The 11,472-nt window shown below is 35.1% G+C and carries 13 protein-coding genes; 6 read left to right on the forward strand and 7 right to left on the reverse strand.

Annotated features, from left to right (window positions below):
- From ACKI4K_RS02090 to ACKI4K_RS02110, 5 genes are all read left to right on the forward strand, one after another.
- Positions 1 to 246: tetratricopeptide repeat protein (locus ACKI4K_RS02090; RefSeq protein WP_407421801.1), on the forward strand; the 246-nt coding region annotated here is incomplete at its 5' end.
- A gap of 134 nt (positions 247 to 380) precedes the next feature.
- Positions 381 to 1,343: a 5,10-methylenetetrahydromethanopterin reductase gene (mer, locus tag ACKI4K_RS02095; RefSeq protein WP_407421803.1), complete on the forward strand. Its 963-nt coding sequence runs from the start codon at positions 381 to 383 to the stop codon at positions 1,341 to 1,343.
- Positions 1,344 to 1,480: 137 nt separating this feature from the next.
- Entirely contained in the window at positions 1,481 to 2,563 is a 1,083-nt protein-coding gene (locus ACKI4K_RS02100; protein WP_407421805.1) for an archaeosine biosynthesis radical SAM protein RaSEA, read from the forward strand.
- Between the two features lie 38 nt (positions 2,564 to 2,601).
- The gene (locus ACKI4K_RS02105) at positions 2,602 to 3,084 is read left to right on the forward strand and encodes a DUF308 domain-containing protein (protein ID WP_407421807.1); all 483 of its coding nucleotides are present in this window, start codon (positions 2,602 to 2,604) and stop codon (positions 3,082 to 3,084) included.
- 25 nt (positions 3,085 to 3,109) lie between these two features.
- Complete coding sequence (locus ACKI4K_RS02110) at positions 3,110 to 4,390, forward strand: adenylyltransferase/cytidyltransferase family protein (RefSeq protein WP_407421809.1); 1,281 nt, start codon at positions 3,110 to 3,112, stop codon at positions 4,388 to 4,390.
- On the opposite strand, the gene ACKI4K_RS02115 is transcribed toward ACKI4K_RS02110, so the two are convergent.
- The 6 genes from ACKI4K_RS02115 to ACKI4K_RS02140 are packed head-to-tail and all read right to left on the reverse strand — an operon-like array spanning position 4,377 to position 9,131.
- Entirely contained in the window at positions 4,377 to 5,114 is a 738-nt protein-coding gene (locus tag ACKI4K_RS02115; RefSeq protein WP_407421811.1) for an NAD(P)-binding domain-containing protein, read from the reverse strand. The genes ACKI4K_RS02110 and ACKI4K_RS02115 overlap by 14 nt on opposite strands.
- 9 nt (positions 5,115 to 5,123) lie before the next feature.
- Positions 5,124 to 5,984 carry a damage-control phosphatase ARMT1 family protein gene (locus ACKI4K_RS02120; protein ID WP_407421813.1) on the reverse strand — a complete coding sequence of 287 codons (861 nt, stop codon included), beginning with the start codon at positions 5,982 to 5,984 and terminating at the stop codon, positions 5,124 to 5,126.
- A gap of 2 nt (positions 5,985 to 5,986) precedes the next feature.
- Positions 5,987 to 6,190: a MoaD/ThiS family protein gene (locus ACKI4K_RS02125; protein ID WP_407421815.1), complete on the reverse strand. Its 204-nt coding sequence runs from the start codon at positions 6,188 to 6,190 to the stop codon at positions 5,987 to 5,989.
- Positions 6,191 to 7,111 (reverse strand): TIGR00269 family protein, encoded by a 921-nt coding sequence (locus tag ACKI4K_RS02130; RefSeq protein ID WP_407421817.1) that lies wholly within the window; start codon positions 7,109 to 7,111, stop codon positions 6,191 to 6,193.
- A gap of 9 nt (positions 7,112 to 7,120) precedes the next feature.
- Positions 7,121 to 8,275, reverse strand: a complete 1,155-nt coding sequence (locus ACKI4K_RS02135; RefSeq protein WP_407421819.1) for a VWA domain-containing protein — start codon at positions 8,273 to 8,275, stop codon at positions 7,121 to 7,123.
- 1 nt (position 8,276) lies between these two features.
- On the reverse strand, positions 8,277 to 9,131 hold the full coding sequence (locus tag ACKI4K_RS02140) for an AAA family ATPase (RefSeq protein ID WP_407421821.1): 855 nt from the start codon (positions 9,129 to 9,131) through the stop codon (positions 8,277 to 8,279).
- Positions 9,132 to 9,254: 123 nt separating this feature from the next.
- On the opposite strand from ACKI4K_RS02140, the gene ACKI4K_RS02145 reads away from it, so the two are divergent.
- Entirely contained in the window at positions 9,255 to 9,713 is a 459-nt protein-coding gene (locus tag ACKI4K_RS02145) for a hypothetical protein (protein WP_407421823.1), read from the forward strand.
- Between the two features lie 3 nt (positions 9,714 to 9,716).
- Here ACKI4K_RS02145 and ACKI4K_RS02150 read toward each other — a convergent pair whose 3' ends face one another.
- Positions 9,717 to 11,321 carry a dihydropteroate synthase-like protein gene (locus ACKI4K_RS02150; protein WP_407421825.1) on the reverse strand — a complete coding sequence of 535 codons (1,605 nt, stop codon included), beginning with the start codon at positions 11,319 to 11,321 and terminating at the stop codon, positions 9,717 to 9,719.
- Positions 11,322 to 11,472: the final 151 nt, after the last annotated feature.

Genomic DNA, 11,472 nt, shown 5'->3' on the forward strand with positions numbered 1-11,472 from the left:
TTGGCATGGCATTTATGCATTTACAACGGTGATCTACATCGAGCAGAAGAATTATCGCGTAGCACTATCATGGCAGAACCTCGCAATGCAATATATTTAGATACGTATGCATGGATAGTTTTTCATTTAGGAGATTGTGAAGCTGCGTGGTTTTATATTCAACGAGCTATAGAAAACCAAACTAAAGAAACTAGCAAAGAGATAAATGAACATTACAAAATAATAAAGCGCCAATGCAAAAAATAAAATATTTAATACTAATGATTGTATTATATCGATAATAACAACCCTTCAATAGATAATATATAAAACTTTCTATCTAATTCAAATAAAAATTACTTTATATATAGGTTAACCAAAGATATGATTGGTGATAAATTATGAAATTCGGTATAGAATTCGTACCACAAATACCATTAGATGAACTTGTAAAATTAGTAAAATTAGCAGAAGACGTTGGTTTTGAATACGCATGGATCACTGATCACTACAACAACAAAAACGTATACGAAACCTTAGCATTAATTGCAGCAAATACTGAAACCATTAAAATGGGTCCTGGTGTAACCAACCCATACGTAAGAAGCCCTGCAATTTCTGCTTCCGCAATCGCAACTATTGACGAAATCTCAAACGGAAGAGCAACCTTCGGTATTGGTCCTGGTGACAAAGCAACTTTCGACGCTTTAGGAATCGCTTGGGAAAAACCAGTATCCACCATCAAGGCAGCAATCGCTGACATTAACACATTATTAGCTGGTGGAAAAACCGAAGCTGGTGCAGCATTAGGTGGAGCAAAAGCTGTTCAAGAACACATCCCTATTTATATGGGTGCTCAAGGACCTAAAATGTTAGAAACCGCTGGAGAAATCGCTGATGGTGTATTAATTAACGCATCTAACCCTAAAGATTACGAAGCAGCTATGCCTATGATTAAAAAAGGTATTGAAGCAGCTGGTGGAGACAAAGCATTTGACGTAGGTGCATACACTGCAACTTCCATTGGTGCAGACTCTGACGCAGCTAAAAACGCAGCTAAAATTGTAGTTGCATTTATTGCAGCAGGATCTCCACCTCCAGTTATCGAAAGACACGGATTACCTGACGGATTCAACACCCAAATGGGTGATTTCTTAGCTAAAGGTGACTTCGGTGGAGCTATTGGCGCTGTAACCGACGAAGCACTCGACGCATTCTCCGTATGTGGTACCCCTGATGAGTTCATTCCAAAAATTGAAGGCTTAGCTGAAATGGGTGTAACTCAATACGTAGCAGGTTCCCCTGTAGGTAAAAACGTAGAAGAATCCATTAAATTATTAGGAGACGTAATTGCAAGTTTCTAAACTTGCTTACTCTTTCTTTTTTTATTTTTTTAAACCTCTATACACAACTTAATAACAACTATTTTTCTAACACAATTTTTAATTATTAAAAAATATTAATTATATAATATTACATTTATTGTATTGCAGGTATTATAATGGAAATTGAAAATTTAACAAAAGAAACAAGACAAAGAGCTTTTGAGAGAAAAGATCCGAAAACTCCCGAGCAGGTTGGAGCGAGTTGGTATAATGATGATTTAACCTACGACTGTGTTTCAAAAACATTATTTATAATATTGCCCACTCCAGGTTGTGCTTGGGCACTTGGAGACAGTGGCGGATGTACCATGTGCAGTTATGTATCAGATTGCACTTTAGAGCCAATCGATACCGAAACCATACTTAAAATATTTAACGACCATCTGCAAAGGCATCCCATAGCTGAGGAAGAGAAAATTTCCGTGAAATTATTTGCATCAGGAAGTTTCCTAAATCCTTACGAACTTCCAAAAGATGCGCGTGATGAGATTCTAAAAACTTTAGTTGACCTGGGAAATGTCACAGAAATTATTGTAGAATCACGACCGGAATATGTAAAAGAAGATGCTCTTGATGAAATTTTTGAAATAATAGGAGATACATTATTTGAAGTAAGTATCGGTCTTGAAACATCAAATGATTACACCCGACTTAAAAAAATCAATAAAGGATTTACACGTGATGATTTTGAAAATGCTGTTAGATTAATGCAGGAATTATCCGAAACCAAAGGATATAATCTAAAATCAAAAGCTTATATTTTCGTTAAACCAATTTTAGTATCCGAAGCTCAAGCAATTGATGAGGCCATTGAAACCGCAAGATATTGTGATTCAATTGGAGTTAATAGACTTTCATTCTGTCCTGCAACAATCCATGGGGGAACTGTCATTGAAAGATTCTGGAGAAAAGGAGCATACCAGCCGCCATGGATCTGGTCATGTGTCGAGATTATTAACACAGTGCGCGAGGAATTAGATATACCCTCACTGTTGGACACATCCGGATTTGGATCTAGAAGAGGACCATATAACTGCAAAAAATGTAATAAAGACTTAAAACATATGATAATAGCCAATAATTTAACTCAAAGTAAAATCGAATATGATTGTGATTGTAAAGGTAAGTGGTTGGCTGAAATCAATAACTCTGATATGAATAATTCCACTGTTGAAATTAAACATATTCCATTATATTAAAATAACTAAAAAACTTAATTTATTATTAGGAGGAAAATATGAAATCTAAATTCATTAGTTTACTAGCCGTACTTTTTGGATTAATAATTATTATATTTCCAGTAATAGGCGTGATTGGAGTGAGTTCATTAATTGGTTTGTCTGTACTTCTCGTATCCATTTATTTGCTTGTTGTTGGAGTTGCAATAATCGATTACAATACTAGCGGGTCAATAATAGACCTGATTTTAGGAATAGTATTGTTGTTATTGAGTGTTGGTTTAATATTTAATCCCGCAATTCTTGGATTTTTAACTGAAATAACCCTATACCTTGCCGGAATAATGTTAATAATCGTCGGACTAGCCTCACTTATAAATAACCGTACCAGCAGATATGGATTCTACATCGGAATAGCTGGAATCATTCTTGGCGTGGTATACATAATTATTGGAACATACGTTTCAAACCCGATTATTCTCGGTTCACTGATTGGTATATGGTTGATAATAAGTGGAGTATTGAAATTAATGGACAGATAGCCTGTCCCCCTCTTTTTATTTTTTGGTGTTGAACTTGATTGGAATTAGTGCAGATTTTGACCCTGTTCATAAAGGTCATGAGAGATTAATAAAAGAAGCCCGTAAAATTGCTGATGAACAAGATAAAAAAGTAGTTGTTTATTTAAATAAGGGTTATAGTGCCAACCATGCTCCCTTTTTTGTTAATTTTGAAGCCAGAAAAGAAATGGCACTGGCTTTAGGTGTTGATGATGTCAAATCATTTGAAGGGCTCCATCACAGATTAGTATTGTCCTATAGTGTTCCAATTAGGCTTAAACAAATGATTGATGATGGCGTGACTGATTACATTACATCTGCAAGCATATCCCTAGATGAAATAAAGTCAAAAGCCCAGAGATTCATTGACGAGGGCAATTTTGTTGGAATGCCAAAAAGTTACACCAACAGAAACGAAATTCGTTGGTATGCTTTAAATGAGTTTCTTGGATCCGAACTTGAATTCCACATTGTAAAAGAATTAAATAAATCCCAATATTCCGGAAGACTGATTAGGCAGTCAATCATTGACAATGGAATGGTCATACCAAACGAAGTTTATAAAGCTCTTCCAAAAACGACTTCTGAAATTCTTCAAAGAGAGATTGCTTTGGGAAATGTGCCCGGTGAGCGAAATTGGGATGAAATCTATAAAAGGATGAATACCTATTCAAGGGGAAACCTTGAAAAAATAGCTTATCTTAACGGGAAAACAATTAACGAGATTATTAAAAGGAGAGTCTATAGAGACCCGGAATCTATTTGGGCCGCTTTTAGAAGATCAGATTACGGGCCCGTGATGACCAGACTCGCAATTAGTGCAATTGAGGAGGAAGTCACTAAAAAAGAAGTGATGGATTTAATGCTGAGTTATGAAGCGAAAGGCGTGATTCCTGAAAATCAGAAGGTTCAAAGAGTAATTGACAGGGCATGGTATGTTGCAGGCATGACGGAAAATGGAATTTCCGCCCGTGAAGCTAATGAAAAATTCAGAAGTGAGAATATTACTGTAGAAAGTCCGCCGCGCATTTTAAAAGCCGGGCTTAATTTAACCAAGTTTGAAACAAAAATAACAAAAGAAGGAACCAATACTGACTTATACGTTGATAAAAACGGCAAGATTTCAGTCCAGTTTAAAAGTGAGGGCAAGAAGATTAAAACCAATTTAAGGCTGCCTGCACTTGAAGTTACCTATCTGAGATATGTCATGGATTCTCATTTTATTCCTGTGAGCGGAATAATAAAAAATGCCAAAAAAGGATTTAAAGTTGAGGTTACAATCGGCTGAACTTTTCCAAAGCCGCTTTGACCATTATCAATTCTTCCCCATTAAAGCAGTCAATTATTTCTTCCAGTTCTTCACTTTTTCTTTTTGAGTTGTTTAGAGTGTTTTCTATTCTGGACAATGATTTAGCTTTAAAATCATCCCCTTCAGTTATCGAAATCACATCAAAAAATTCATTTTCTAAATTATGATTCTTTGCTATTTGATATGATTCGATTAAAAGTGCTGAAAGAGTTTTGGTATAGCTGCTCCTGAGTAACTTTAAAACAGCCACATCACCAATTTCTTCACTGATTATTTTAACATTTATAAAATCTTTTAAAAATAGTAATTTATCGGCCAATTTACCTGAAAGAAACATTGCCGGATTATTGGAATCGATTTTGCCAATAATGGCACCATCCACAAAATTTTCTACGCATCCGCTAATTTCCAAAGTGGTTTCACGGGATATGTTATTTAAATCCAGATATATTCCTTTTGTATAATTCCCAACTTTTTCAGCCATCTCCAATGCAGTTTTAGGGGAATTTGCAGAAATTAAAACATCCGCTGACTTAGCTACCTCCTCAAAGGTGGGTAAAACTTCAATGCCTGACCTATCAATAGCTTCAATTGTGGATTGGGACCTGTTCTCTTTTGAGCTAATAAATCTTATTTCATCAGATCTAATTAATTTTACGAGATTTTGAGAAACTTTACCAAATCCTATAAAACCTATAATCATATAATCACATTATTTTTTAAAAAGAAGCATGTCTTTTAAATTAACACCAATATCCTGGGCAATGGTATTGCATTTCGCACATAATAAGAAATAAACATCCCTATCAGATAAATCAATTTCGGTTAACCCTTCATAATTTCCCATGCCCTTTGAAATTATGAATTCATGAGAATTGAATATTTCTCTGAATTCGACAGAAATTTCACTGTCAACATAGCCTACAGTTCCGGCACCGATTTCCACTATTTCCCCGAACTCATCAAGACCTGCTTCAAGGGCCTCCTTCATGCAGGCATCATTTAATATCGGTTCTGATTTAACGGCGATTGTGATATCCAGACCGTATTCCTTAATTTTTGCCATCAGCAGTTTATCAAAAACGATTTCACCAGTGTTATCAACTAAATACAATACTTTATCATGTTTTTTGAGTGAACTTTCAAATTCTTCAACATCTTTAATGACCAATTCCTCATTTAAAGACTCATTGATAATGGCATCGACATCATCATCCAACGTGAATGCTCCAAAGTCCAAAATATTTCCAATAATAGCTATTTTCACATAATTTTCCAAACTGTCATTCTCTTTTAAGATATTTTTAACATCCGGCAAATATTTTAATGCAATCTCATTGCCCTGGATCTTTTCTTTATAATAAGGGTCTTCACAACCGGTCTTGCTTTTAATAATGTTATGCATTATTGAACCAGTTTTATTGGAATTAGTGTCTTTTGAGAAATTATCCGCTAAAAAATTGAAAATATCATTCATAATTTCAATTTTAAGCATTTCATCATCACATGCCAAATCCATTGCTTCACGAGCCTGTCTTAAAAAGCAGGACCCGCATTCATAACTGATTTTCAAAATTAACCACCATAGATAATTTGGACTAGTTGAATTTCATCGCCGTCACTTATTATGGTGTCCTCAATCACTAATTCCCCGTTCTGTTTAGACACCATAGTTTGTGCAGACAATTCCAACTCATTTAACAAGTCTTTAATAGTATAATTTTCTTTAGGTATTTCTCTTTTCTCATTTAAATCTTTATATTTTAATGTAAATGACATTTAATCACATCCCAACTCTTCCAAAAATGAACATGCTTTACATAATCTATTTGCAGAAGGTTCACCGCATCTTTCACATCTTCCATGAGAGTAATCTTTTTTAATTTCTTCTTTTAATATTCCTTTAATCTTGTCATATCCCCTTAAAGTAGAATATTTTATTGTAGGGTGTTTTTCCGCAAGCTGATTCATAACCTCTGAAACTTCACCCCTAAATGACTGCATTGCATAAGGGCAACTGTCAAAGTGGACTTCCAGCTCTTTTGCAACCACATATATGCCGATTTCACGTTCCGGAATTTCACGAAGAGGCTTAATCTTGACTGTGAATTCTTCAGCTTTAGATTCTGTTTTTGCACCCAGTTTGGTTAAGTTATCAGTATTTCCCTCCAGGTAATTCATCATGATGGCCTGCACTTCATCGTCCAAATTGTGCCCTGTAGCAATTTTGGTTGCGTTCATTTCACGGGCGGCCTTATTAATGACAGTTCTTCTGAACACTCCGCAGTAAGTGCAAGACCCCTTATGATTCTCTTTTTGCATTATCTCATCAAGAGTTATCCCATAGTCCTTCTTTAAGCTTACCACCTTATGCTCTATGCCCAATCTTTCAGCATGCCTTTTAGCAATATCAACACCTTCCTGGCGATAGTTGTCAATGCCCTCATCCACTGTCACGGCACATAAATCGATAATATTCATTTCACGGAAGCTGTTTAAAATTTCCAATGTGGTGACACTATCCTTTCCGCCTGAAAGCGCCACTAAAACTTTATCGCCTTTGTCCAATAATTTTTCCTTGCGGACTGTTTTGATAACTTTTTTTTCAATTGATTCAATAAAGCAATCCTTACACAATAGCTGACCGGATTGTTCTCTTTTAAAAATGACCTTAGGATTACCACATTTAGTGCATTTCATATTTATTACCTACATCTGCTCTACAAAATGAGCCAATTGGTTTAAAGTATTCACTTCAAATACCTGCGCACCGGCATCTTCATATAATGAGACACAGCTGTCAACCACATCCCATTTGTTTCTATCTTCAGGATTTAAAATAATTACTTTTTTGGAATCTCTTACAATTTCTTCAAGCACTTCCACACTTGCCGGTACCTTATTAACTTTGGGCCCTGCCCAATCCCTGCAATCGGATAAAATAATTACATAAGACTTGTTGTTGATTTTAGCCATATCCTGGAACTTTGTAAATGCGGAATACATGTCTGAAGTTCCATGAACCATCATGTTTTTAATTCTTAAATCTTTAACTTTAACGAATGAATCTATTAGATATTCTTCCTTTAAAGCTTGAGTTGTTTCGATAACCTTATTATCGAATTCAAAAGTTCTTGATTTTTTGAATGCCGTTTGGGCTGAAAACATCAACATGAAAAACCAACTGCTGATCCATTCGCATGACCCGCTTATATCATTTAAAAACAGATGCTCGTTTTTATGAGGTCTCGGTTTTGCTTTAACCAGCTCCAATGGGACTCCGCCATATTTTAAATTAGCCCTTATTGTTCGTCTCATATCTATCTTATTGGAATGGGTTTTTACTTTTCTTCTTGAACGTTTATTGGCAATTCTTTTACCCAGCCTTTGACAGATCTCAAGCATTCTTGGATCGAATTTATTTAATTTTGTTAAATCCTTATTCATCAGTTCACCGTCCCTTTCAAGTTGTTTAACTTCATCCAAGAGAGGTTGTCCTGACAACATTTTTAACTTTTCGTTGTTGATTTTTTCCTTATTGATCTTTCCAAATGTATTTTGCTGCTTTTTAATTATGTATTTATTGGATTTAGGTCCTTTGCCCCTGTATGCGGTTCCACGTTGATCTTCATTAGTAACTTCCTTTTTCACTTCCACTTTGAAGATTTCTTCAAAAATCTTATTAAATTTTGGAATGTCATATCTATCTTTAACATAAACAGACATTAAAGCCGTTTTTAGAAGTTGCCTGTCAGTTTCGCCAAATTCCATGTAAATTTTGACGGCTGACTGTGTGCTTCTAACACTTACCGGCATTCCACTTTCGCGAAGTTTGGAAGATAAATTTGCGATTTTACTAATCATTCTATCGTTTGTCTAAAATATCCTTAATAACTCTTTTTTTATCACTTTCGTTTTTAATAGCAACACCAATACTGTCTTTTAAAGATTTATCCATATCTCTAGTTCCCAAATTAGAAACAGATTTGACCCAATCCACTGTTCCCCTTACAGATGGTTTTTTCATCAGATTCAGGTTGCGTATATTATGAACCAATTTAACAATGGTTGAGACAACTTCATCATCGGCTTCAGGGATTTTTGACTTGACTATTTCGATTTCCCTTTCAACAGTAGGGTATGGAATATATAAAAATAAACATCTGTCCTTAGTTTCATCAAGCAGGGACCTTTGAGAATTTGATGTTAAAATAACAATCAAATCATTGCAAAGCCGAAATGTCCCCAAATCATTGATTGTGATTTCCTGCTCACCCAATGCCTGAAGTAAAAAGCTTTCAACTTCCTCATCTGCCTTATCTATTTCATCAATCAACAAGACTGAATCATTTTCATTTAGAAATGCATTAAGCAAAGGCCTTCTAATGAAAAATTCCTCATCAAAAATTTTATCCTCACTCATCGAATCATTTTTAGCCGCTTCCAGGTGTAATAACTGTTTTTGATAATTCCATTCGCCAACAATCTGTTCAAAGGTAATGCCCTCATAACATTGTATCCTGAAGAAATCTCTTTCAAAAGTTTTTGCAATAACCTTGGCCAGTTCTGTCTTTCCCACTCCAGGAGGGCCTTCGATCAGCATTGGTTTGCCAAGCAGTAAAGCCAAATATAGAGTTGTTGAAATCTCATTATTGGACACATATTCGGCGGATAAGAGAGATTTGTCTATATCTTTAATAGTAATATTTTCAACTTGCACTGTGAAACCTTCGTATATTTTTTGTTATAATAAGTTTAATTGTAAATCATATAAACTTTGTGCAATCAATTTATTAAATAAGAAGTCAATATTATAATATGACTTTAACTTTGGAGGTAATGTATGAAAAATGAAGACATAATAATTGTTGGTTTAACTATAGTTGTTTTGATTGTTGCCGCAATTGCAATGCTTGTTACCGGAATGGTGGCACATTCAGATTCAGATGCTCCATTTGAATCATCTTCAAGTAAATTAACTAATATTTCTAATTCGACAAATACCACAACCGATTCATCACATCATGACACTGGAATAACTGCACCTGACTCAAGCGGACAGAGTAGCTCATACAGTCAAAGTACTACATATTCGGGAAGCAGTTCCAGCAGCGCGACTGTTAATGATAACTCTGGCAGCAGCAGTAGTAGTAGCAGTGATTCAAGCAGTACTGACTCTGGAAGCAGTTCTTCAAGTAGTTCTTCAAGCAGTGCTGACTCTGGAAGCAGTTCTTCAAGCAGCAGCCAGTCTAGTGAATCAGGATCTGCCCAAACTGAAAATGGGGCAAATAATCCTGGATAAAAATTAATTTTTAAATTCGTCAGGATTTTTGAATAAATCAAAATCCTGAACATAATCTTTTCCTGTAAGCATTGCAATTTCCGCTTTTTGAAGTTCAGAACCCAAATAAGCAGCATGCTCCATTCGACCAACAAGATTTTTTGTTATTATTTCTTCATATACTTCTTTTGCAGTGCTGCCTACAATAACCAAATCCGCCTTATTCTTTTTAAAATGAGTTGCGATAATCCGACTTTCCTTAACTGTTGTGCCGTAGTCAACACTGATTTTAAAGCTCCCTGCCTTATCCCTAACAAATTTCAATGGTTTAGATAATCTTGATTCCGGAATTCCATCCAGCTCATTTAGGATAATATCATTTCTTTTATGTTTATCTTTAAATACCACCATATTTATTCCCAAATCCTTTGGAATGGATTTCCTATGCTTTGCAAGAAACATCATCTTAGATGCAGTAGCCAATTCATAAACACTGCCTCTTGTCTTTCCGCTTTCTTCAGGAGTAAATAGAATACTTACACCCAATTCCATACCTATTCCCGCAAGAAGGACATTGACGCCACCGGAATCCGCATCCATAAGTTCTGTTACATTACCCACACCGAAGAACATGGGTGCCTTATTGGTCTTGTGGAATTCATGGCATGCAATGATTGATTCAACAATGCTTGAACTGTTTATGGGATCCAGTATCAAATCGGCAACATATCTCAATCCTTCGGTGTCCTTGATTAACTGATGCATGGATTCAACCCTTTCAAGAGGGGTTTTTGGTGATATCCCATGTGAAAAATCGGTTGGCAGCAATACAGCAGGAATATCTTTCTCTTTTAAAATTTCTTGAACTTCAGCATTATTGCCCAAATCCAGACTCAAAACAAAATCAATTCCATTTTCTGCAGCCACCCTAATTTCATCAGGGTTTAATGTATCAATGCTCAATGGCCTATCTCCAACAATTGGCCTTAATGTTTCTATCAATTCCGGAATTTTATCTGAAAAATCTTCACCGGCGGCCATGCCTATATCAATCATATCCGCTCCAGAATCAACAAAATACTGGCATTTGTTAATCAAAGCTTCTTTAGATAAAAATGGGGCATTAGCTATTTCAGACAGGACCCTCATTGGAAAATCCTCGCCAACCGGAAGGTTTCTAATCAGAATATTGTTGGGTTTTTTGAGAAGCTTTTCAATATTTTCCTTGTCATTTTCAAATTCTTCAATGAATTTGAATGCCTCCTGTCTTTTCTCTTCTTCAATTAATTTATCAGCAGGCTTATCTTCTGATAAAGTAATCTTCTCTAAAAGGTTTAAAACCATTGCCAAATCAGCACCATCGGTGGATCCCTTAAATGTTGGAATTCCCAATTCTTTAGTGATTTCCCTTGTCCCTTTTTTGATTAATCCCGGAACCAGAATCATGTCAATTTCATCCAACTGATTGGAAAAATTAGTTTTTATCTCTTTTATGATTTGTCGGGGAGTTAAAAAAGCCGCAACTTGAGTATTATCTGCAATATGGATGATAATGTCTTCTTTAGATTTTGAAACTACCTCTTTAATTAAAGGATATGCCAATTCACCTGTAATTATTAAAACTTTCATATTAACTCCTCAACAATTCCTAATTATATATTATATATTTATTATATTAACTCTTTTAAAATATGATTATTTAATAATACTAAAATTTGTTAAAAAAATTATAGGAAATATTCAAAAATACAATAAAGACATTATAAGATTTATCAAATGC

Origin of the sequence: Methanobrevibacter sp., assembly GCF_045644645.1 — an archaeon.
Taxonomy (GTDB): Archaea; Methanobacteriota; Methanobacteria; order Methanobacteriales; family Methanobacteriaceae; genus Methanocatella.